Genomic DNA, 22,584 nt, shown 5'->3' with positions numbered 1-22,584 from the left:
CGAATTGACAGACGCTCGTCACCGCATTGATCGTCGTCGGAGCCGAATTCCCCTGGGGACGCTCTGTTTTGATCTAGTTCCGCTCCCTACAATCCGTCCACAACTTGCAGCTCAGGACGCCTGAGCGCTGCGGCCGCCCAAACCCCGACCGCCCATACCCGCAGTCGGGGCTGCCGCGCGCCCATGTGCCGTACGTCAAGGAGGACGAATGGCGGGGCATTTCACCCCACTACAGCAGGACCACCTACTGGCCGTGGAACTCACCAGCGGCAACCGGGCCATCGTGGCGATCATCGCCGTGGTCGCGCTTGCCGCACTCGCGGTCGCCGTGGTGCTGCTCCGTCAGGTACTCGCCGCCGGCGAGGGCACGGACAATATGAAGAAGATCGCGGCGGCGGTACAGGAAGGTGCGAACGCCTATCTGGCCCGCCAGTTGCGCACCATCGGCATCTTCGCGGTCGTGGTGTTCTTCCTGCTCTTCCTGTTGCCCGCGGACGACTGGTCGGAGCGGGCGGGACGCTCGATCTTCTTCCTGGTCGGCGCCGCATTCTCGGCCGCGACCGGGTACATCGGCATGTGGCTCGCGGTCCGCAGCAACGTGCGCGTGGCAGCCGCCGCGCGCGCCGCCACCCCGCGCGAGGGCGAGCCCGCCAAGGACCTCACCGCGGTGAGTCACGAGGCGACCAGGCTGGCGTTCCGCACCGGCGGCGTCGTCGGCATGTTCACCGTCGGCCTCGGCCTGCTCGGCGCGTGCAGCGTCGTGCTCGTGTACGCGGCCGACGCGCCCAAGGTGCTGGAGGGCTTCGGCCTCGGCGCCGCGCTGATCGCGATGTTCATGCGTGTCGGCGGCGGCATCTTCACCAAGGCCGCGGACGTCGGCGCCGACCTCGTCGGCAAGGTCGAGCAGGGCATCCCCGAGGACGACCCGCGCAACGCCGCCACCATCGCCGACAACGTCGGCGACAACGTCGGCGACTGCGCCGGCATGGCGGCCGACCTCTTCGAGTCGTACGCCGTCACCCTGGTCGCCGCGCTCATCCTGGGCAAGGTCGCCCTCGGCGACGCCGGTCTCGCCTTCCCGCTGATCGTCCCCGCGATCGGCGTGGTCACCGCCATGATCGGCGTCTTCGTCGTGGCGCCCAAGGCCAGCGACCGCAGCGGCATGACCGCCATCAACCGCGGCTTCTTCATCTCCGCGGTGATCTCCCTGGTGATGGTGGCCATCGCCGTCTTCGCGTACCTCCCCTCGTCGTACGCGGACCTCGACGGCGTCGGCGCCGGCATCGCCGAGCACGACGGCAACCCGCAGGTGCTCGCGCTCGTCGCGGTCGCCATCGGCATCGTGCTCGCGGCGGTCATCCAGCAGCTCACGGGCTACTTCACCGAGACCAACCGCCGTCCCGTACGGGACATCGGCAAGACCTCGCTGACCGGCCCGGCCACGGTGGTGCTCTCCGGCATCTCCATCGGCCTGGAGTCCGCCGTCTACACCGCGGTCCTCATCGGCCTCAGCGTCTACGGCGCGTTCCTGCTCGGCGGTACGTCCATCATGCTGGCGCTCTTCGCGGTCGCCCTGGCCGGCACCGGCCTGCTGACCACCGTCGGCGTCATCGTCGCGATGGACACCTTCGGCCCGGTCTCCGACAACGCCCAGGGCATCGCCGAGATGTCCGGCGACGTCGAGGGCGACGGCGCCCAGGTCCTCACCAACCTGGACGCGGTCGGCAACACCACCAAGGCCATCACCAAGGGCATCGCCATCGCCACCGCGGTCCTCGCGGCGGCGGCGCTCTTCGGCTCGTACCGCGACGCGGTCAACGAGGCGGTCTCGGACGCGACGAACGTCGGCAACCCGCTGGCCCTCAGCCTGGACATCGGGCAGCCGAACAACCTCGTCGGCCTCATCCTCGGCGCCGCGGTCGTCTTCCTCTTCTCCGGTCTGGCGATCAACGCCGTCTCCCGCTCCGCGGGCGCGGTGGTCTTCGAGGTGCGCCGGCAGTTCCGGGAGCGCCCGGGGATCATGGACTACTCGGAGGAGCCGGAGTACGGCAAGGTCGTCGACATCTGCACCCGGGACGCGCTGCGCGAGCTGCGTACGCCCGGTCTGCTCGCCGTCATGGCGCCGATCGCGGTCGGCTTCACGCTCGGCGTCGGCGCGCTGGCCTCGTTCCTCGCCGGCGCCATCGGCGCGGGCGTGCTGATGGCGGTCTTCCTGGCCAACTCGGGCGGCGCCTGGGACAACGCCAAGAAGCTCGTCGAGGACGGCCACCACGGCGGCAAGGGCAGCGAGGCCCATGCCGCCACGGTGATCGGCGACACGGTCGGCGACCCGTTCAAGGACACCGCGGGCCCGGCGATCAACCCGCTGCTGAAGGTGATGAACCTGGTGGCGCTGCTGATCGCGCCGGCGGTGGTGAAGTTCTCGTACGGCGACGACGCGAACGTCGGAGTACGGGCCGTCATCTCGATCGCGGCCATCGGGATCATCGCCGGTGCCGTGTACGTCTCCAAGCGCCGCGGCATCGCGGTCGGTGACGAGGAGCCGGAGACCACGGCGCCCACCGGCCCGTCGCCGACGCCGCCGAGCGACCCGGCGGTGGTCAACGGCTGAGACCGGGCCACGGCACCACACCCCGCCGGCCGGGAGGCGACACCGCTCCCGGCCGGCGGGGTGTGGTGGTTCTCGACGGGAGCGCTGTTACTCCTGTGACAGCAGTGATCTGCCGTGGCAGTTGTGGCAAATGGTGCACGACGCGGCGAGCGGCCCCGGCGATTCGTCGTACCGGCGGGGTGCCGGTGTATGTTCCGGGTGTCTCAGTCTCGAAGGGATGATCCGGTGAACAAGAAGCTTGCCGCCGCCCTGGCCGGTGCCGCCGTCACGCTGCTCGCGGCGACCGGCTGCAGCGATGACAACGGGGCAGAGGTCCAGAAGTGGGCGGGCTCCCTCTGCGACCGGATCCAGCCGGAGTTGCAGAAGCGGGACCAGGCCAACCTCGCCATCGGCGAGGCGACGACCGAGAAGGACCCGCGGAAGGTGCAGGAGGCGGACGCCCAGGCGTTCGGCGAGATCTCCGAGGCGTACACCGCCATGAGCAAGGCCGTGAGCAAGGTGGGCGCGCCGCCGGTCGACGACGGCAAGAACACCCACGGCGGTGCCGTGACCGAGCTGCAGCAGGTGGCGGCGGCGTACGCGGACCTGCAGAAGCAGGTCGAGGACCTGGACGTCAAGGACCAGGCGGCGTTCGCGGAGGGCCTGCGCGAGCTGGCGGGCGAGGCCGACAAGATCAGCAAGAGCGGCGACGAGGCGCTGAACAAGCTGCAGGCGGGCGAGGTCGGCCAGGCGCTGGCCGAGCAGGAGGGCTGCCAGAAGTCGAAGGCCAAGCCGTCGCAGAAGGCGTAGGGGCGCGCGGCGGGCTGGTCGGCGGCGCGGCCGCGGCGGCAGCACAATGGTGCCCGTGAGCGCGACCGACGATCTTCCCCTCTCCGGCCTTTCCCTCCCGGACTTTCCCTTCCCCGACAGCGCCGCCGAGCTGCGCACGGCGCTGCTCGCGGCGGGCTTCACCGCCGACGGCCTGCTGGACCTCCTGGGCGCCCCCGCGTACGCGGCCCTCGCCCGCAGCGAGACCGTCCCCGCCGAGCGGGCGACCCGGTGGCCGCCCGGCGAGACGCCGCCGGCACTCGCCACCCTGACCCGGCTCTTCCTCCTCCAGCACGCCGTCCCCCGGGCGCACGCCGAGGCGGTGCTGCCGCTGGCCGCGTGCCTCACCGACGGCTGGGTGCGGGAGGACGGCGAGGCGGTACGGGCCGTGGTCGACGTCCGGCCGTTCAGCGGTCCCGAGGGGCAGGACTGGTGGATCGTCTCGGATCTGGGCTGCGCGGTGGGGGGTGCGGCCGGGGCGCGGCGGGCCGGCGCGTACGGAACCGGGGCACCCGGTTCGTCCGGCGCGGATCTCGTCCTCGGCGTCGGCGGTGCCTCCACGACGCTCGCCGGGCTCACCGTGCCGCTCGACGGCGGGCGCGTGCTCGACCTCGGCACCGGCTCGGGGATCCAGGCGCTGCACGCCGGTGCCCGCGCCGATGCCGTCACGGCCACCGACGTCAACCCCCGCGCCCTCGACTGCGCCCGGCTCACGCTCACCCTCTCCGGCGCGCCCGCCGCGGACCTGCGGGCCGGGTCGCTCTTCGAGCCGGTGGCCGGCGAGCGGTACGACCTGATCGTCTCCAACCCGCCGTTCGTCATCTCGCCCGCCGCCCGGCTGACGTACCGCGACGGCGGCATGGCCGGCGACGAGCTGTGCCGCGCGCTGGTCGCCGGGGCCGCGGGACACCTCGCCGAGGGCGGCTACTGCCAGCTCCTCGCCAACTGGCAGCACGTCGAGGACGAGGACTGGCGCGAGCGCGTCGCGGACTGGGTGCCGCCGGGCTGCGACGCGTGGATCGTGCAGCGGGAGGTGCAGGACGTCACGCAGTACGCGGAGCTGTGGCTGCGCGACGCGGGCGACCACGCCGACCCCGCGGCCTACGCCGCCCACTACGACGACTGGCTCGACGCCTTCGCCGCCACCCGCACCCGCGCGATCGGCTTCGGCTGGATCACCCTGCGCCGTACGGACGCGGCGGACCCCGCGGTCACCGTCGAGGACTGGCCGCACGCCGTCGAACAGCCGCTCGGCGCGGCCGTGGTGGAGCACTTCGCGCGGCAGGACTTCCTGCGCCGTACGGATGACGCGGCGCTGCTCGCGACGACGTTCCGGCTCGCGGACGACGTGGTGCAGGAGCAGGTGGGCCGGCCGGGTGAGGAGGACCCGGAGCACGTGGTGCTGCGCCGGGGGCTGGGGATGCGGCGGGCGACGCGGGTGGACACGGTCTCCGCGGGCTTCGCCGGGGCGTGCGACGGGACGCTGCCGGCGGGGGTCATCCTGGACGCCATCGCGCAGGTGCTGGCGGCGGACCCGGCGGCGCTGCGGGAGCGTACGCCGGAGATGATCAGGCTGCTGGTGGAGCAGGGGTTCCTGGCCCCTGCGGGCTGAGTCCCCGCGGACCCGGCCCGCGCGGGGGCGGGGTCACGCGACGTTCCGCACCACGGCCCACACCACCGCCACGCCCAGCACCGCCGCCGTGCCGAGCCGCCCGAAGGACGGCCGCCAGCGGCGCCCGCGCAGGCCCTCGTACAGCCAGCGGCCGTAGAGCACCGCCGCGAACGGCAGGCCGAGCAGCAGCATCAGGGCGTTGCTCTGGAAGGCGGCGCCGAGGTCGCCGTGGAGGAGGTCGTACGCCATGCGGGTAGCGCCGCAGGCGGGACAGTCCAGTCCTGTGGCCCAGTTGAACGGGCAGCGGGGCAGCCAGTGCCCCGGCTCGTGGGGATTCGTGCCGTAGAGGTACGCCGCGCCCGCGGCCCCCGCCGCCGCCAGTGCGAGCGGTGCGGTGGCCGGCCGGCGCAGCAGGCGCCGTACGCGCGCCGCGCCCCTGCGCCGTACGCCCTCCGCCGGCCGCGGGCGCGCGGTACCCGCCGTCTCCGGTCGCGGGGAAACGGGAGGCGGCGGGTCCGGATGCCCGGGGGGCGCCGGAGGGCCGACGGCGTCAGGAGCGGAGGACGCGGCCCTTGGCATCGGTCTTGTCATCGCTGACGAGGATCATGATGCCGTCGATGAGGGCCCAGATGCCCACGCCGCCGCAGGTGAGGAGCTGGGCGATGGCCATGCCGGTGTGCCCGGTGTAGAAGCGGCCGATGCCCAGCGTGCCGATGAAGAGCTGCAGCACGCCCGCGACGATCTTGGACTTGTCCGAGTACGGACGACCGTGCGGGTCGTAGCCGTACGGTGCGTTCGGGTCGTAGCCCGCCGCCGCGGCCGGGGCCTGCGGGAGACCGCCGGGCTGACCACCCGGGTAGCCGTACGCCGGCTGCTGGCCTGCCTGCTGCGCGTACGGGTTCTGGTTCGGGTCCTGCTGGCCGTACTGCGGATAGCCGTATCCCGGCTGGGGCTGCTGGCCCGGCTGCCCGGGCTGGCCCGGCTGTCCGGGCTGCTGGCCATAAGGATTCTGATACGGATCGGACACTGGTACGTCCCCCCCGGTCGGATGTCTGAAGTGGTGGGCTCCGAACGGGCCTCACGGCGCGGTCGGACGCCCATACTCCCATCCGTAGTACTGGCTGCTGTCAAGGGGCTGTGCGATACAGGCCACCACGACCGGAATGTGCTCTGTGCGGGAGCTAGGCGGCTTGTCGGGTTACCGTTCGAGTGGCGCCCCGGGTTTTAGCCGCTTGACACGGGGGCGGGTTGTACCGTCACACTCCGCAGCAACGTCCAGCACAGCGACGTACGACCCGCACAGCCGTCCACAAGAGGTCCCCCAAGGCCCACCGATAACGACCACCGGCAAGATCGCCGCGAATCCCCCCACCAGATCGCTGCCAGCTTCCGACCGGAGAAGAGAGAGCCGAAGTTGTCCGCCACCAGCAAGTCCCGCCGACTCGTCATCGTGGAGTCGTCTACCAAGGCGAAGACGATCAAGGGCTATCTGGGCCCCGGCTACGAGGTCGAGGCGAGCGTCGGACACATCCGTGATCTCCCGAACGGCGCCGCCGAGGTGCCGGCCAAATACAAGGGAGAGCCCTGGGCGCGGCTCGGGGTGAACGTCGATCACGACTTCGAGCCGCTGTATGTGGTGAACAGCGACAAAAAGCAACAGGTCAGCAAGTTGAAGAAACTGCTGGCCGAGTCGGACGAGCTGTATCTCGCGACGGACGAGGACCGCGAGGGCGAGGCGATCGCCTGGCATCTGCTGGAGGTGCTGAAGCCCAAGGTCCCGGTGCACCGGATGGTCTTCCACGAGATCACCAAGGACGCGATCCGCCAGGCCGTCGCCAACCCGCGAGCGCTGGACAAGAAGCTGGTCGACGCCCAGGAGACCCGCCGCATCCTCGACCGGCTGTACGGGTACGAGGTCTCGCCGGTGCTGTGGAAGAAGGTCATGCCCCGGCTGTCGGCCGGCCGGGTGCAGTCCGTCGCCACCCGCCTCGTCGTCGAGCGGGAGCGCGAGCGCATCGCGTTCCGCTCCGCCGAGTACTGGGACCTGGCAGGCATCTTCGCCACCGGCCGCGCCGGCGACGCCACCGACCCGACCACCTTCGGCGCCAAGCTCTCCGCCGTCGACGGGCGCCGCATCGCCCAGGGGCGCGACTTCGGCCCGGACGGGCAGCTCAAGGGCGGTTCTTCGGCCGACGTGCTGCACCTGAGCGAGGAGAGCGCCCGTGCGCTGGCCGCCGCGTTGCAGGACACCGCGTTCGCCGTACGCAGCGTCGAGGCGAAGCCGTACCGGCGCTCGCCGTCGGCTCCGTTCCGTACCACGACGATGCAACAGGAGGCGTCGCGCAAGCTGGGGCTCGGCGCCAAGGCCACCATGCAGGTGGCGCAGCGGCTGTACGAGAACGGCTTCATCTCCTACATGAGGACCGACTCCACGACGCTGTCGGAGACCGCGGTCGCCGCCGCCCGGGCGCAGGTCACGCAGTTGTACGGGAGCGACTACCTCCCGGACCGGCCGCGCATCTATGCGGGCAAGGTCAAGAACGCGCAGGAGGCGCACGAGGCGATCCGGCCCTCCGGTGACCGGTTCCGCACGCCGGCGGAGACGGGGCTGTCCGGCACCGAGTTCCGGCTGTACGAGCTGATCTGGATGCGTACGGTCGCGTCGCAGATGAAGGACGCCACCGGGCAGTCCGTCACGGTGAAGCTGGGCGGCACGGCGGCCGACGGGCGGGACGCCGAGTTCTCCGCGTCCGGCCGGGTGATCACGTTCCACGGCTTCATGAAGGCGTACGTCGAGGGCTCCGACGACCCCTCGGCCGACCTCGACAACCGCGACCGGCCGCTGCCGCAGCTCGCCGAGGGCGACCGGCTGAGCGCCGAGGAGATCACCGCGGACGGGCACGCCACGAAGCCGCCCGCCCGCTACACCGAGGCGACGCTGGTCAAGGAGCTGGAGGAGCGGGAGATCGGCCGCCCGTCCACGTACGCCTCGATCATCGGCACGATCCTGGACCGCGGCTACGTCTTCAAGAAGGGCACGGCCCTGGTGCCGTCCTTCCTCTCCTTCGCCGTCGTCGGCCTGATGGAGAAGCACTTCGGCCGCTACATCGACTACGACTTCACCGCCAGGATGGAGGACGACCTCGACCGCATCGCGCGCGGCGAGGCCGAGGCGGTGCCGTGGCTGCGGCGCTTCTACTTCGGTTCGGACGACGTCGTCACCCCCGCCGAGGAGCGGGCCGGCGCCGACCACCTCGCGGGGCTGAAGGAGCTGGTCACGGACCTGGGCGCGATCGACGCCCGGGAGGTCTCCACGTTCCCGGTGGGCGAGGGGATCGTGCTGCGCGTCGGGCGCTACGGGCCGTACGTCGAGCGCGGCGAGCGGGACACCGAGGAGCACCGGCGCGCGGACGTGCCGGACGAACTGCCGCCGGACGAGCTGACCGTGGAGCTGGCCGAGGAGCTGCTCGACAAGCCCAGCGGGGCGTACGAGCTGGGCACCGACCCGGAGAGCGGGCGCGAGATCGTCGCCAAGGACGGGCGCTACGGGCCGTACGTGACCGAGGTGCTGCCCGAGGGCACGCCGCAGTCCGGCAAGAACGCGGTGAAGCCGCGGACGGCGTCGCTGTTCAAGTCGATGTCGCTGGACACGGTGACGCTGGCGGACGCGCTGAAGCTGCTGTCGCTGCCGCGGGTCGTCGGCACCGACCCGGAGAGCGGCACGGAGATCACCGCGCAGAACGGGCGGTTCGGCCCGTACCTGAAGAAGGGCACCGACTCGCGCTCGCTGCAGAGCGAGGACCAGCTCTTCACGGTCACGCTTGAGGAGGCGCTCGCGCTCTACGCCCAGCCCAAGCAGCGCGGGCGGGCCGCGGCGAAGCCGCCGCTGAAGGAGCTGGGCGAGGACCCGGCGAGCGGGAAGCCGGTGGTGGTCAAGGACGGGCGCTTCGGTCCCTACGTGACGGACGGCGAGACGAACGCGACGCTGCGGCGCGGGGACGAGCCGGAGTCGATCACGCCGGAGCGCGGGTTCGAGCTGCTGGCGGAGAAGCGGGCGAAGGGGCCGGCGAAGAAGACCGCGAAGAAGGCTCCCGCGAAGAAGGCGCCGGCCAAGAAGGCGCCGGCCAAGAAGGCGGCGGCGAAGAAGACCACCGCGAAGAAGACGGCGGCGAAGTCCGCGGCGAAGAAGACGACCGGGACGAAGACGGCGGCGGCGAAGAAGGCGACGACGAAGAAGACGGTGTCGGCGAAGGCGGATGTGCCGGACGAGGACCGGTAGCGCCCGGCGGGGGCGGAGGCCGCGCATTGTCCACAACCGGCCGGTAATCCACAGAACCGGGCAAGTGTTCGTGCGGAGCTCGCCGGTCCGGCCCGTCCCGCTAGGCTGACCGCATGCGAGCCGACCAGCCGACGACAGCGCCGGACCCCACCGAGAGCCTTGTCGCGGACTCGCGCGAGCGCGCCGTGCGGGCGCTGCTGCGCGTGCCGTCATTGAGGCGGTTGTGGGGCGCCCATCTCACGAGTGCCACCGCGGACGCGCTGGCGATGCTCGTCCTCGTGCTGCTCGCGCTCCAGGCGGGGCTCGCGGCCGACTCGTTCGGCGGCGGCTATCGCGGCGCGGCGGTCACGGTCAGCGTGGTCTTCGCGGTCCGGCTGCTGTCGACGGTCGTCTTCGGCGCCGTGCTGCTCGGCCCGGTCGGGTCGCTGCTGTCCGGGACCGGGAAGCTGGACCGGCGCTGGACGATGGTCGGCGCGGACGTGGTGCGCGTGGGGCTGCTCATCGTCGCCCCGCTGTGGATCGACTGGACCCAGGACTCGGCGCTGACCTGGATCCTCGTCACCGTCTTCGTCGCCGGCGCGGCGGAGCGGGTGTGGATCGTCGCCAAGGACAGCGTCGCCCCCGCGCTGCTGCCCGCGCCGCCCCCCGAGGGCGCGGCGATAAGGCCGCTGCCCGACCACGGCGCCGCGCTGCGCCGGCTGTCGCTGCGCACGGGGTACGGGGCGCTGCCGCTCGGTGCCGCCGCGCTGCTGGTGACGGCGTGGATCGGCCGGCTGCTGGGCTCCGGCTTCGACTGGTTCGACGGGCACCCGGGCGCGGTCGGCTCGTACCTTGCCGCCGGGCTCTTCGCGGCGTCGGTCTCGGTGCTGTTCTTCATGGAGCTGCCCGACGGCGGGGCGCGGGCGCGCTCCCCGCTGGAGGGGCTGCGCCGGCCGCGCGCCGCGGACGGCGGTCCCGAGCGCGGGCGTACGGGCGCGGTGCCGCTGCTCGTCGCCGCCTGCGCCGCCGCGGCCGCCGCGCTCGCCGCGTCCGTGGCGCTCGCCGTCCTGCAGGCGCAGGAGGCGTACGACATCGACGGCACCATCGCGTACGCGCTGCTGGCGCTCGCCGCCACCGCCGGTCCCGTGCTCGGGGTGCGGACGGCGCCGCGGGTGCTGCCGGGGCTGTCGCGGCGCCGGCTGCTGGCGCTGGCCGTCGGCGTCGCCGGGCTCTGCCTGCTGCTCGTCGGCCTGGTGGCCGACGCGGCGACCGGGGTGCTGTGCGCGCTGCTGGCCGGGACCGCCGCGGGCGTCGCCGCGGCCACCGGGCACGCGCTGCTGGAGCAGGAGACCGAGGAGGCCCGCAGGCCCCGGCTCGTCGACCACCTGCACGCCGTCTCGCGCGTCGCCGTCGCGCTCGCGCTGATCGGCGCACCGCTGCTGGCCGCCGCCATCGGCCGGCACCGCCTGGAGGCGGGTGACCTGGTCTTCGCGCACGGCGGCGCGGCGTTCACGTACATGCTGGCCGGCGCGCTGCTGCTGCCGGTGGCGGTGCTGGTGCTGGTGCGCACCGACGACCGGCAGGGGGTGCCGCTCCGCGTCGACCTGCGCGAGGCGCTGCGCGGCGCGGACCCGGACGAAGGGCTGGCGGAGAGCGGGTTCTTCATCGCCGTCGAGGGCGGCGACGGGGCCGGGAAGTCCACGCAGGTCGAGGCGCTGGCGCAGTGGATCAGGGACAAGGGGCACGAGGTCGTCGTCACCCGCGAGCCAGGTGCCACGTCCATCGGGCAGCGGCTGCGCTCCATCCTGCTCGACGTCTCCACCGCCGGGATCTCGCACCGCGCGGAGGCCCTGTTGTACGCGGCGGACCGCGCGGAGCACGTGGACGGCCTCGTCCGGCCCGCGCTGGAGCGGGGCGCGGTGGTCATCACCGACCGGTACATCGACTCCTCCGTCGCGTACCAGGGCGGCGGACGCGAGCTGTCGCCGACCGAGGTGGCGCGGATCAACCGCTGGGCCACCGGCGGGCTCGTGCCGCATCTGACGGTGCTGCTGGACATCGCGCCGGAGACGGCGCGGGAGCGGTTCACCGAGGCGCCGGACCGGCTGGAGTCGGAGCCGCCGGAGTTCCACGAGCGGGTGCGCGCGGGGTTCCTGGCGCTGGCCGCCGCGGACCCGGGGCGCTACCTGGTGGTCGACGCCGGGCAGGACCCCGGGGTGGTCACCACCGCCGTACGGCACCGCCTGGACCAGATCCTGCCGCTGTCGGAGCAGGAGGTGCGCGCCCAGGAGGAGGCCCGCCGCAAGGCCGAGGAGGAGCGCAAGCGCCGGGAGGCCGAGGAGGCTGCGCGCAAGGCCGAGGAAGAGCGGCTGGAGCGGGAGCGGCAGGAGCAGTTGGAGCGGCTGCGCCGGGAGGAAGAGGAGCGCAAGCGGCGCGAGATCGAGGAGGCCAAGCGGCTGGAGGCCGAGCGCGAGGCCGAGTTGGCCCGGCAGCGCGCCGAGGAGGCCCGCCGCCAGGCGGAGGAGGAGCGCAAGCGCCGGGAGGCCGAGGAGGCCGCCCGCAAGGCCGAGGAAGAGCGGATCCGGCGGCAGGCCGAGGAGGAGGCGCGGCTGCGCCGGGAGGCGGAGGAGCGCCGCAAGGAGAAGCAGCGCAAGGCGGAGGAGGCGCTGCTGCGCGCGGAGCAGGAGCGGCTGGCGGCGGAGGCCGCGGCTTCGGCCGCGGAGGGAACCTCGGCGAACGACACCACGCAGCCGCTGCCGGTGACCGGTGATCCGGACGTGCAGGAGACGTCCCGGCTGCCGCGGACGCGCACGGACGCCGCCCGCGACGCGGAGGAGACCCGCGTCCTGCCGCAGGTGCCGGACCCGGACGCGGAGGAGACGCTCCAGGTGCCCCAGGTCCCGGACCCGGAGGACCAGGACCGCCGCCGCCCCCGCCCGGACTGGGCGGAGGAGACGCCCCTGGACGACCTCCCCTCCCTGGCCGACGAACTCCTGGGCCCGCGCGGCGAAGAAGACCGCGAAGACCGCCGCCGCTGACCCCCCCGCGGGGCCGCTGCCGCGGAGGGCCGGGCCGGCTTGCGGCACCGGCGTGTGACGACCACCGGGTGCGCCGGCGCCGGTACGCGCGGGGCGTACCGGCGTCGGGGAAGCGCGCCGTGCGGGGTCCGTGCCGGCGGCTACGAGGCGCTCGTATCCGCGGCGTACGTGCGGCTACGGCCGTGTCCGCGTCCACCGTGCATGCTGCTCGACGGTGCTCGCGCCGGAGACGTACGCGGCACGCCCGCAGGCCGTCAGCGGATGAACTGGTCCACGTAGTCCGCGCCCAGGCCGTTGTCCGCGTAGTGGGCGCGGGCCATGTCGATCTTGGTGAACACGTCCTCGTAGCCCGTGTTCCGGTTCTCCTCGTCCAGGTAGATCATCGCGCCGCTGATGTTGAAGAACGTGATCATCTCCGCGCAGTCCTCCGGCACCGCCAGCGTGTGGATCTCGCCCGGCGGCTCGTAGACGAAGTGGCCCTGCTCGGCCACCCACGGGTGCTCGTAGTAGTGCCACTTGCCCTTGATCACGTACCCGAAGACCGCGCCCGGGTGCCGGTGCCGGGAGACGATGCCGGCGGCGGTGACCTTCAAGAGGTTGCACCACTGGCCCGTCACCGTATTGAAGAGCAGCGGCCGGAACCACACATTGGGCGCCTGCGGCACCCAGACGCGCTCGTCCTCGGGGACGGCGGCGACGGCGAGTTCGGGCGGCAGCGACGTGGTCGCCGCGATGACGGCGGGGGCTACTTCATTGGCCATCCCCCCACGAAGCCAGTTGTCCGAATGCTGGTCAAGGGCCGACTTTCGAATAGCGGCATTCGCCCGGCGGATATGCCTGTCACGAGCATTACGCCGTGCACGACTGTTGCCCCCTGCTAGCTCGCAACTTAGCCTAAGGACGGCTGTTGATCACTGGTGCCGTTGTGCTGATCGGGCTGGGTCGGGCTGGTTTGGGCGGGAAGACGCGCTGCTTCGGTGCGGGGTGAGGGCGAGATGTTGAACCCGGATGTCAGGCTGGAATGGTTCGTCTCCTTCCTCGCGGTCATCGAAACGGGGAGCTTCGTCGCCGCGGCCGAGTCCACCAAGCGGTCGCAGCCCCGCGTCAGCATGCACGTCGCCGCGCTGGAGCGCGAGATCGGCCTGCCCCTCTTCGACCGCCGCAAGCGCCCCGTGGAGTTGACCGAGGCCGGCGTCGTCCTCGCCGACCACGCCCACGAGATACTGCGCGCGCTGGAGTCCGCGGAGGCCGCGATGGCCCCGTGGCGCAGCGGCGCCCGCGGCGTGGTGACGCTCGGTTCGTATCCGAGCGCGAGCGCCGCCTTCGTGCCCGCCCTGCTGCAGGGGCTGGCGCGGACGAGCCCCGAAGTACGGGTGGTGCTGGTGGAGCGGTCGACGCTGGAACTCGACGACGCCCTCACCTCCGGCGCCGTCGACGTGTACCTGCGCCCGATGTCGCCTCCGCCGTCCTCCGCCTCGGTGCGCAGCCGGCTGCTGTGGGGCGAGTCGCTGGTCGCCATCCACCCCAGCGAGCACCCGCTGTCCGAGGTGCCGGACCCGCTGTCCGTCGACGCCGTCGCCGAGCACCCGATCGTCTCCATCGGCCGGCTCGACGCCCCGGAGACGCCCGACTTCGAGACGTACCGGACCTTCCGCGACAACGGCCACGAGATCGAGCCCGTGCAGGCCACCAACCAGCCGCAGACGCTGGTCTCGATGGTCCGCCAGGGCATCGGCGTCGGCGTGACCAACTCGCTGGCCGCCCAGGTCGCCGAGGTCGACGGCGTTCGCGTACGGCGGCTGAAGGGGGCCCCGGAGCGCCGCGTGGCGGTCTGCTGGGACTCCTCGCGGCCGCTCACGCCCTCGGCCCGTACGCTGCTGCGCGCCATCGTCCGGGCCCGGATCCCGGCCGGCACCCACGCGGTGCCCGCCGCGGCGTGACCGGGCGTGCGTACGTATCCGTCCGGTGCGGCCCGGCACATCAGCTTTGCGAATACTGTCATTCGCAATTCAGTCTTAACGCCCCGGCAGTCCGCTTCTAATGTTTCCGTAGCCGGAACCATGTACGGCTGGGACCGAATGAAGGGAGAGGGGCGTTGACGGAGGAGTCTGATTCCCGGACCGGGGATCTGCACGGCCGTCGTGCGCTCATTACGGGAGCGGGCAGCGGAATCGGGCGTGCAGTCGCGCTCGGACTCGCGGCCGTCGGCGCCGACTTGGTATTGCTGTCGGAGCGCGACAATCTCGACCCGGTGGCCAACGAAGCCGCTGAATGGGGAGTTTCCGTCACTCGCGTGCACGTCGACCTCACCGATGCCGGGGCCCGCAGAGGTGAGATCAGTCAACTCGTCGAGAGATTCGACCTGGACATTCTGGTCAACAATTCAGGGCTCATTCGCAGAGCCCCGGCCGCGGAATTCGGGGACGCCGACTGGTACGACGTCGTGGAGTTGAACCTGCACGCCGCATTCGAGCTGACCCGGGCGATCGGCGCGGGCATGCTGGAGCGCGGTTACGGCAAGATCATCAATATCGCGTCGGTGCTCAGCTTCCAGGGCGGGATGTACGTCCCGTCGTATACGTCGAGCAAGCACGCCCTCGTCGGGCTGACCCGCGCACTGGCCAACGAGTGGGCCGGCCGCGGCGTCAACGTCAACGCCGTGGCCCCCGGCTACATCGACACCGCCGTGACCTCGGAGCTGCGCGCCGACGGCGTCCGCAGCAGCGAGATCCTCGCCCGCATCCCCGCAGGACGGTGGGGCCGCCCCGCCGACATCGCAGGACCCGTGGTGTTCCTCGCCTCGCCCGCCGCCGACTACGTCCACGGTCACGTCCTGGCCGTCGACGGCGGCTGGCTGTCGCGCTGAGCCCACCGCCGCGATACAGCACGCACGTACGAGATCGGAGCCAACACGAGATGACGACGACCATCCCGCCGGAGACCATCGCGGCCTTCCACGGCATAGCCACCGCCTCGGTGGCCGACGCCGTGGAGCAGAAGGGCGTACGGGGCTACCTCACCGGAAGCATCAAAGCGGTGCTGCCGGGCAAGTTGGTGGGCCCCGCGGTGACGGTGCAGGAGGTGCCCTCCCACGTGTCGGAGCCCCCCACGCACGCGCTGCGTGCCATCGACGAGTCGGCGCCGGGCAGCGTCATCTGCATCGCCGCGGGCGGCGCCGACGTCGCGGTGTGGGGCGGCCTGATGGCCGCGGGCGCCGTCACCAACCAGATCGCCGGCGCCGTGCTCGACGCCGGCGTACGGGACGTCGAGGAGATCCGCCGCGACTACCCAGAACTCCCCATCTACGCCCGCGGCGCCGTCCCGGCCACCACCGTCGGCCGCTACCGGACCGTCTCGCTCAACGAGCCCGTCGAGGTCGGCGGCGTGTCCGTACGCCCCGGCGACCTGATCGTCGCCGACAGCGACGGCGTCGTATGCGTGCCGCTGGAGCTGGTCGCCGAGGTGCTGGCGCTGGCCACGGACATCGAGGAGCGCGAGCGCGAGCAGACCCGGCTGATCCGCGAGTCCGGCTCGCTGCAGGGTGGCCTCGAGAAGTACCAGCGGATCTGACGGCGGCGGACATGGACAACGACATCCTCGCGATCGGCGAGCCCCTGCTGGAGTTCAACGCCCGCGCCGAGGGCCGCGAGCCCGTCGGCCCGGGCGACGACTTCGCCGTCGGCTACGGCGGCGACTCGTCGAACTTCGCGGTGGCCGCGCAGCGCTCCGGTGCGCGCACCGGATACGTCACCCGCATCGGCGACGACGACTTCGGCGACGCCCTGCTGCGGCTGTGGCAGCGCGAGGGTGTCGGCACCGAGCACGTCGTCCGGGAGGCGGGCGGGCGTACCGGGATCTACTTCATCTCCCGTACGCCCGCGGCCAGCAGGTTCACGTACTACCGCGCGGACTCGCCGGCCAGCAGGCTCGCCCCGGCGGACGTGCCGGCCGAGGCGATCGCGCGGGCGCGCATGCTGCACGTCACCGGGATCACCCAGGCGATCAGCCCGTCCGCCTGCGACGCGGCCTTCCACGCCATGGAACTGGCCCGCGGCAGCGGCACGCTGATCGGCTACGACCCCAACTACCGCCCCGCGCTCTGGCCCGTCGAACGGGCCCGCGCGGTGGTCATGCGCAGCGTCGAGCTGTGCGATGTGGCACTGCCGAACCTGGAGGAGGGCAGGCTGCTCACCGGCCTGCACGAGCCCGAGGAGGTCCTCGACGCCTTCGTGCGCCGCGGCCCCGGCATCGTCGTGCTCAAGATGGGCGACCAGGGCGCCCTGCTGGCCCACGAGGGCACCGTGACCCGCATTCCGCCCCACCCGGTGCGGGCCGTCGACCCCTCCGGGGCCGGCGACACCTTCGACGGCGCGTTCGCGGCCCGGCTCCTGGAGGGTGCCGTACCGCTGGAGGCGGCCCGCTACGCGGCCGTCGCCGCCGCGCTCACCACCACCGGACCGGGAGCGGTCCTGCCGATTCCGCACCGGGCCGCGGTGGACGCGCTGCTCCCCGGCGCTCCCACACCAGCCCCGTAGCCGTACGGATCAGGAGAGACTCATGTTTCGCGCAACACGTCACATAACAGTGGCGGCGGCTTGTTCGGGAGCCCTGCTGCTGTCCGCCTGCGGCGGCGACTCGACCGTGGACGACGACGTCGACGGTGGCGCAGGCGGCACCGAGCCGACGAAGCTGTCCGCCGGGTACGTCTCCGCCATCGACCAGATCGGCCTGCCGGCCGGCGTCGAGGCGGGCTACTTCGACGAGCAGAACCTCAACGTGAAGCTGAAGGAGCCCTACCCGACCGGCGTCGACGCGCTGAACGCGCTGCAGGCCGGCGAGGTCGACGTGGTCCAGGTCGGCACCCCGGCCATCGCCGCCGCCCAGCAGGGCATCGACCTGGTGCTCGTCGGCAACTACACCGGCTCGTCCTCGCAGCTCAGCATCGACGAGACGATGGCCGTGGTGGCCGGCGGCGACTCCGGCATCGACGGCAAGGACCTCTCGACGCTGCGCGGCAAGCGCATCGGCGTCTCCGAGGGCTCCATCAACCACCTCTATCTGCTCGGCCTGCTGGACGACGCGGGGCTGAAGGCCGGCGACATCGAGATCGTCAACACCGAGCCGCCGGACATGGCGGTCGCGCTGGAGACCGGCGGCATCGACGCGGGCATCGTCTGGGACCCGTGGCCGATCACCATGACCGGGCAGGTCGACGGCGCGAAGGAAGTGCTGCGCGGCGGCGGCTACATCCCGTTCATCGGCTACCTGGTCACCACGCGCGACTACGCGGAGAAGAACCCCGCGGTCATCGAGCAGTTCCTGACCGCCCGCGCGCAGACCGACCAGTGGATGCGCGAGAACCCCGACGACGCCGCCGACTCGGCGACGCGCTGGCTGCCGGGCACCGAGAAGGCGGTCGCGCAGGAGGCGATGAAGCACAACGTCAAGCAGCTCGACGGCCGCTTCTCCGCCTGCAACTACCTCGCGCTCGACACCCTCGCGGGGCTGCTGGCCGAGCAGGGCAACGTCGAGAAGGGCTTCGACGTCAACAAGTACTTCCAGCCCGAGCCGATCCTCAAGGTCATGAAGGACAACCCCGACCTCTTCGCCGACCTGCCGCCCGTCCCGGACGCGGCGGCGATCGAGGGCGGGTACACGTTCGACCGCGACACGGCCGCCGAGGCCTGCCCGTCGTGATCACGCCCCGTACCGAAAAAGCGGCCACGGCCGCGGCCGCCCCGAGCGTGGGGCGACCGCGGCCGGGCGGCCGGCCGCCGGGGCAGCAGCGCAAGCGCAAGCGCGGCGGGGCCAACACCCCGGCCGCGCGCGCGATCTCCGCGCTGTGGTTCCTCACCCCGCTCGCGCTGCTCGTCGTGGTGTGGCTGGTGGTCGTCGCGATCACCGATCCGCCGCTGCGGGTCTTCCCCCAGGTGGGCGACGTGCTCTCGGCGCTGGGCGACATGTGGTCCAGCGGCGAGCTCTTCGACCACCTCGGCGCGAGCCTGCGCCGCATGGGCATCGGCTCGGTGATCGCCATCGCCACCGCCCTGCCCTTCGGCATCGCGCTGGGCTCCAGCGCGGCGCTGTCGGCGTTCTTCTCCCCGCTGCTGCGGTTCTCCGTGGCGCTCGCGGGCATCGCCTGGATCCCCGTCGCCACCCTGTGGTTCGGCTACGGCGACCGGGCCGTGATCTTCATCGTGTGGAACGCGATGTTCTTCGCGATCACGTACAACGCGATGCTCGGCGTCCGGCAGATCCCGACCCAACTGCTGCGCGCCGCGCGCAGTATGGGCACGAGCCGGCTGCGGATGTTCTGGGAGGTGCTGCTGCCGGGCGCGCTGCCCAGCGTCGTCACCGGCCTGCGGGTCGGCCTCGGCTACGGCTGGCGCGGGCTGGTCGCCGCGGAGATCATCGCGAGCAACGCGGGCCTCGGCTACGCCCTGTTCCAGGCGCAGAAGTACTTCCAGACCGACGTGATCATCGCTTCGATGGTCATCATCGGCGTGCTCTGGCTGCTGATGGACCGGCTGCTGCTGGCCCCGCTGGAGAAGCGCACGGTGGAGCGCTGGGGCATGACCGGAGGGAGGGGCTGATGGCGTCGGACACGACTGGTACCGCTGCGACGACCAACTCCGCCAAGGCAGCCGGGCCCGTACGGCGCCCGCCCGCGGGCCGCAGGCCGCGCAGGGGCGCGAGCCCGGGCGTGGTGCGCGCCCGGAAGGTCTGGCTCTGGCTCACCCGCCGCGCCGCGTTCCGCACCCTCGGCCCGTTCGTGCCGGTCATCGCGCTGTGGTGGCTGGTCGCGGAGATGGGCGTGTTCGACGAGGCGTTCTTCGTCGGCCCGCCGCGGGTGGTCGAGGAGTTCGGCGACCTGATGGAAAAGGGCATCCTGCCCGGCTACCTGACGGACTCGCTGACCAGGCTGGCGTACGGCGTCGGCTTCGGCCTGGCCATCGGCCTGCCGATGGGCTTCGTGGTGGCGATGTTCGCCAAGGTCCGCCGGTTCTTCTGGCCGATCCTGCTGTTCTTCCAGGCGGTCGCCGACATCGCCTGGCTGCCGATCGTGATCGTCTGGTTCGGCTTCAGCCTCACCGCGGTCACCTTCGTGATCGTCTACACGATCGTCTTCCCGCTGATGCTGAGCGTCGTCGCGGGTGTGGAGCAGGTGCCGCGCGAGCTGCTGCGCGCGGCGCGCAGCCTCGGCGCGAGCAGGACGCGGGTGTTCTTCGAGGTCATCCTCCCGGGCGCGCTGCCGTCCGTGGCGGGCGGCGTCCGCACCGGGCTCGGCTACGGCTGGCGGGCCCTGGTCGCCGCCGAGATCATCGTCGGCACCAGCGGCGTCGGCTTCATGATGTTCGACGCCCGCCGGGTGGGCGACATCAGCCAGGTGTTCCTGGGCATGGCAGTGCTGGGAATCCTGTGGTACGCGCTCGACGCCATGGTCCTGGCGCCGTTCGAGCGCGCCACCGTCGAACGGTGGGGCATGGTACGGAGTTTGGAGGCCGACGGATGACGGCGCTGGAGATCACAGGACTGCACAAGACCTACGTCGACACGTACAGCGGCGAGGAGGTCACCGCCGTCGACGACGTCTCGTTCAGCGTGGACGAGGGCGAGTTCGTCTCCGTGCTCGGCCCGAGCGGCGGCGGCAAGACGACCGTGCTGAACATCGTCGCCGGCTTCGTGCCCCTCACGGAGGGCTCGGTCGTCGTCGACGGCCAGGAGGTCGGCGGCCCGGGCCCCGACCGCGGGGTGGTGTTCCAGAGCCACGCGCTCTTCCCCTGGAAGACGGTGCTGGGCAACGTGGTCTTCGGGCTGCGGATGAAGGGCGTGCCGCGCGCCGAACGGGACGCCAAGGGCAAGGAGTTCCTGGAGCTGGTCGGGCTCGCCGGCTTCGAGCACAAGTACCCGCACGAGCTGTCCGGCGGCATGCAGCAGCGCCTGGGCGTGGCCCGCGTGCTGGCCAACGAGCCGGCCGTGATGCTGATGGACGAGCCGTTCGCCAGCATCGACGCCCAGACGCGGCGCAAGCTGCAGGAGGACCTGACCCGCATCTTCGAGAAGCGGCACCCGACGGTCTTCTTCGTCACCCACGACGTGGACGAGGCGGTGTTCCTCTCCGACCGGATCGTGGTGCTGTCCAAGCGGCCGAGCCGGGTACGGGAGATCGTCACCGTCGACCTGCCGCGGCCGCGGGAGTGGCGTACGGCGCTGGAGATGCCGGAGTTCCGGGAGATCGCGAACCGGGTCAACGAGCTGCTCGTCGACGACGAGGGCGCGGCGGCCGGCGGCGCGACGGACGACGCGGGAGGTGCGGCCGATGGCGACGGAACGGCAGTCGCTGGCGTTTAGGGCGGTCCGCAGTCCCACGATCCGGCGGCTGCTCATCCTGGTCCTGCTCATCGTCGCGTACCAGGTCTGGCTGACCGTCCAGGCGGGCGGCAAGGTCGACCCGGCGGTCGGCGACGAGCGCGACATGCGCGGCCGCTTCTCCGCCGACGTCGAGCTGGGCTTCCCGCCGGAGCGGTACCACATCCTGCGGATGCAGAAGCACGGCCGGATCGCCGGCACGGACGGCAACGTCGTGCATCTGCGCGGCGTGGCGCCCGCGGGCGTGGACGCGCTGGCGCGGGAGTACTGGATCAAGCGCATCGTGCCGCCGGAGGACGAGACCCCGGCGCCGCGGTGAGCGCGCGCCCCGCGCGCTGAAGCCGGGAGCCCGTACGCACCACCCTGGTCGGGTGCGTACGGGCTCCTTGCCGTCCGGGCCGTCCGGGCCGTCCGGGCCGTCCGGGCCTTCCGGGCTCAGCTCCAGGTGCGGTCCCAGGCCGGGGTCTCGTTCCACTCCTTCGTCGGCGCGAACAGCTTCTCGCCCTCGGCCAGGTGCTTGGCCATCTCCTTCTCGTCCAGCTCCACGCCGAGACCCGGTGCGTCGGTCACGTGGTAGAAGCCGTCCTTGAGCAGCGGCTCGCCGCCCGCGATGAGGTCGTTCCAGAACTTCACGTCGCTGGCGTGGTATTCCAGGCAGACGAAGTTCTCGGTGGCGGCGGCGATGTGCGCGCTGGCCATCGCGCCGATCGGCGAGCCCGCGTAGTGCAGCGGCATCGCCATGCCCTGCTCGCGCGCGTAGTCGCCGATGCGCTTGGTCTCCAGGATGCCGCCGGCGGTCGCGGGGTCGGGCTGGATCAGGTCGACGGCGCCCTCGTCGACGAGGGCGCGGAACGACTCCAGGCCGTACATGTCCTCACCGGTCATGGTGGGGACGTTGACGGCCTTCGTGATCTCCTTCCAGTCGCCGGTGCGGAACCACGGCACCAGGTCCTCCAGCCAGGCGAGGTTGTAGCGCTCGAAGCGGTTCGCCAGCCGGATCGCGGTGTTGACGTCGAAGTGGCCGAAGTGATCCATGCCCATGGGGATGTCGTAGCCGACGGCGTCCCGCACCGCCTCCACGTACTCCGCCATGGCGTCCAGCCCCTTGTCGGTGATCTGCACCATGGTGAGGCCGTGCTCGGTCATGCCGTAGCCGCCGGGTGTGCCGTCGTACTGCTGGAGGTTGCCGTCGTAGAGGCTCTTGCCGACGACCGCGCCCGGCAGGTCCTGCACGATTTCCAGGCCGAGGTCCATCTTGAGGAAGGTGAAGCCCATCTCGACGCGCTCTTTCATGCGCTGCGCGTAGACCTTCGGGTCCTCGGACTCGGTGGTGTCGGTGTAGAGGCGTATCTTTCTGCGGTACGCGCCGCCGAGCATCTGGAACACCGGCACGCCGTACGCCTTGCCCGCCAGATCCCACAGCGCCATCTCGACACCCGAGACGCCGCCGCCGCGGCGGCCGTGGTTGCCGAACTGCTTGAGGCGTGTGAAGAGCATCTCGACGTTGCACGGATTCTCGCCGAGGAGCCGGCTCTTCAGCTCCAGCGCGTAGCGCTTGTCGGCGTCGTCGCGCACCTCGCCCCAGCCGGAGATGCCCTGGTTGGTCTCGATGCGGACGATCGGGCTGGTGAACGGTACGCCCTCCAGCACCGCCATCCGCAGATCCGTGATCTTCAGCTTGCTCGGCTTCGACGCCCTGCTGACTTTCTGGGTGAGGAACTCGACCTGTTCTTCCGCCGGTCGGAATGCGAGTGCGCCGAGCCCGAGGCCACCCGTGGCGGCGGCTGCCCCAAGTCCCAGTACGGTGCGCCTGGAACGCTTGGCGGGGCGGTTCTCGGATTCCTGCATGGGGGGTCCTCCGTAAGGATTCCGGGAATTCTGCGGGATC

Annotated in this window: 18 protein-coding genes; 14 read left to right on the top strand and 4 right to left on the bottom strand. The window is 71.9% G+C overall.

Features of this window, described 5'->3' with window-relative positions:
- The first annotated feature begins 208 nt into the window (after nt 1–208).
- The 3 genes from OG946_RS15805 (at nt 209) to OG946_RS15795 (ending at nt 5,030) form a co-directional block, all read left to right on the top strand.
- A complete protein-coding gene (locus tag OG946_RS15805; RefSeq protein WP_326796753.1) occupies nt 209–2,611 on the top strand; it encodes a sodium-translocating pyrophosphatase in 2,403 nt (800 codons plus the stop codon).
- Nucleotides 2,612–2,836: 225 nt separating this feature from the next.
- Nucleotides 2,837–3,400 (top strand): small secreted protein, encoded by a 564-nt coding sequence (locus tag OG946_RS15800; RefSeq protein WP_326796752.1) that lies wholly within the window; start codon nt 2,837–2,839, stop codon nt 3,398–3,400.
- 46 nt (nt 3,401–3,446) lie between these two features.
- Complete coding sequence (locus OG946_RS15795) at nt 3,447–5,030, top strand: DUF7059 domain-containing protein (protein WP_326796751.1); 1,584 nt, start codon at nt 3,447–3,449, stop codon at nt 5,028–5,030.
- 33 nt (nt 5,031–5,063) lie between these two features.
- Here the strand turns inward: OG946_RS15795 and OG946_RS15790 are convergent, their stop codons facing one another.
- Together OG946_RS15790 and OG946_RS15785 are read right to left on the bottom strand one after the other, a co-directional pair.
- Nucleotides 5,064–5,444: a DUF2752 domain-containing protein gene (locus tag OG946_RS15790; protein ID WP_326800264.1), complete on the bottom strand. Its 381-nt coding sequence runs from the start codon at nt 5,442–5,444 to the stop codon at nt 5,064–5,066.
- Nucleotides 5,445–5,580: 136 nt separating this feature from the next.
- Nucleotides 5,581–6,057: a TM2 domain-containing protein gene (locus OG946_RS15785; RefSeq protein WP_326796750.1), complete on the bottom strand. Its 477-nt coding sequence runs from the start codon at nt 6,055–6,057 to the stop codon at nt 5,581–5,583.
- A gap of 387 nt (nt 6,058–6,444) precedes the next feature.
- Between OG946_RS15785 and topA the strand changes: the two genes are divergently transcribed.
- Both topA and tmk read left to right on the top strand, forming a co-directional pair.
- Nucleotides 6,445–9,309: a type I DNA topoisomerase gene (gene topA / locus OG946_RS15780; RefSeq protein ID WP_326796749.1), complete on the top strand. Its 2,865-nt coding sequence runs from the start codon at nt 6,445–6,447 to the stop codon at nt 9,307–9,309.
- 113 nt (nt 9,310–9,422) lie between these two features.
- Nucleotides 9,423–12,326, top strand: coding sequence for a dTMP kinase (gene tmk / locus OG946_RS15775; protein ID WP_326796748.1), 2,904 nt, complete (start codon nt 9,423–9,425; stop codon nt 12,324–12,326).
- A 254-nt stretch (nt 12,327–12,580) separates the two neighbouring features.
- On the opposite strand, the gene OG946_RS15770 is transcribed toward tmk, so the two are convergent.
- Nucleotides 12,581–13,087: a 2,4'-dihydroxyacetophenone dioxygenase family protein gene (locus OG946_RS15770; protein WP_101423734.1), complete on the bottom strand. Its 507-nt coding sequence runs from the start codon at nt 13,085–13,087 to the stop codon at nt 12,581–12,583.
- A gap of 234 nt (nt 13,088–13,321) precedes the next feature.
- On the opposite strand from OG946_RS15770, the gene OG946_RS15765 reads away from it, so the two are divergent.
- From OG946_RS15765 to OG946_RS15725, 9 genes are all read left to right on the top strand, one after another.
- The gene (locus OG946_RS15765; protein WP_125935650.1) at nt 13,322–14,266 is read left to right on the top strand and encodes a LysR family transcriptional regulator; all 945 of its coding nucleotides are present in this window, start codon (nt 13,322–13,324) and stop codon (nt 14,264–14,266) included.
- A gap of 155 nt (nt 14,267–14,421) precedes the next feature.
- Nucleotides 14,422–15,192 carry an SDR family oxidoreductase gene (locus OG946_RS15760; protein WP_326796747.1) on the top strand — a complete coding sequence of 257 codons (771 nt, stop codon included), beginning with the start codon at nt 14,422–14,424 and terminating at the stop codon, nt 15,190–15,192.
- A 50-nt stretch (nt 15,193–15,242) separates the two neighbouring features.
- Nucleotides 15,243–15,896, top strand: coding sequence for an RraA family protein (locus OG946_RS15755; RefSeq protein WP_326796746.1), 654 nt, complete (start codon nt 15,243–15,245; stop codon nt 15,894–15,896).
- An 11-nt stretch (nt 15,897–15,907) separates the two neighbouring features.
- Nucleotides 15,908–16,861, top strand: coding sequence for a sugar kinase (locus OG946_RS15750; protein ID WP_326796745.1), 954 nt, complete (start codon nt 15,908–15,910; stop codon nt 16,859–16,861).
- Nucleotides 16,862–16,883: 22 nt separating this feature from the next.
- A complete protein-coding gene (locus OG946_RS15745) occupies nt 16,884–18,023 on the top strand; it encodes an ABC transporter substrate-binding protein (RefSeq protein WP_326796744.1) in 1,140 nt (379 codons plus the stop codon).
- A gap of 47 nt (nt 18,024–18,070) precedes the next feature.
- Nucleotides 18,071–18,919 (top strand): ABC transporter permease, encoded by an 849-nt coding sequence (locus OG946_RS15740; protein WP_326796743.1) that lies wholly within the window; start codon nt 18,071–18,073, stop codon nt 18,917–18,919.
- On the top strand, nt 18,919–19,839 hold the full coding sequence (locus tag OG946_RS15735; RefSeq protein WP_326796742.1) for an ABC transporter permease: 921 nt from the start codon (nt 18,919–18,921) through the stop codon (nt 19,837–19,839). The genes OG946_RS15740 and OG946_RS15735 overlap by 1 nt, the downstream gene beginning before the upstream one ends.
- Nucleotides 19,836–20,678, top strand: a complete 843-nt coding sequence (locus tag OG946_RS15730; RefSeq protein WP_326796741.1) for an ABC transporter ATP-binding protein — start codon at nt 19,836–19,838, stop codon at nt 20,676–20,678. Before OG946_RS15735 ends, OG946_RS15730 begins: the two co-directional genes overlap by 4 nt.
- Nucleotides 20,647–21,015 (top strand): hypothetical protein, encoded by a 369-nt coding sequence (locus tag OG946_RS15725; protein WP_326796740.1) that lies wholly within the window; start codon nt 20,647–20,649, stop codon nt 21,013–21,015. Before OG946_RS15730 ends, OG946_RS15725 begins: the two co-directional genes overlap by 32 nt.
- A 116-nt stretch (nt 21,016–21,131) precedes the next feature.
- Here the strand turns inward: OG946_RS15725 and OG946_RS15720 are convergent, their stop codons facing one another.
- A complete protein-coding gene (locus OG946_RS15720) occupies nt 21,132–22,544 on the bottom strand; it encodes a mandelate racemase/muconate lactonizing enzyme family protein (RefSeq protein ID WP_326796739.1) in 1,413 nt (470 codons plus the stop codon).
- Between the last annotated feature and the right edge of the window lie 40 nt (nt 22,545–22,584).

It is taken from the genome of Streptomyces sp. NBC_01808 (assembly GCF_035917395.1).
Taxonomy (GTDB): domain Bacteria; phylum Actinomycetota; class Actinomycetes; order Streptomycetales; family Streptomycetaceae; genus Streptomyces.
The sequence above is the reverse complement of the archived record's forward strand: the minus strand, read 5'-3'. Positions and strand labels throughout refer to the sequence as shown.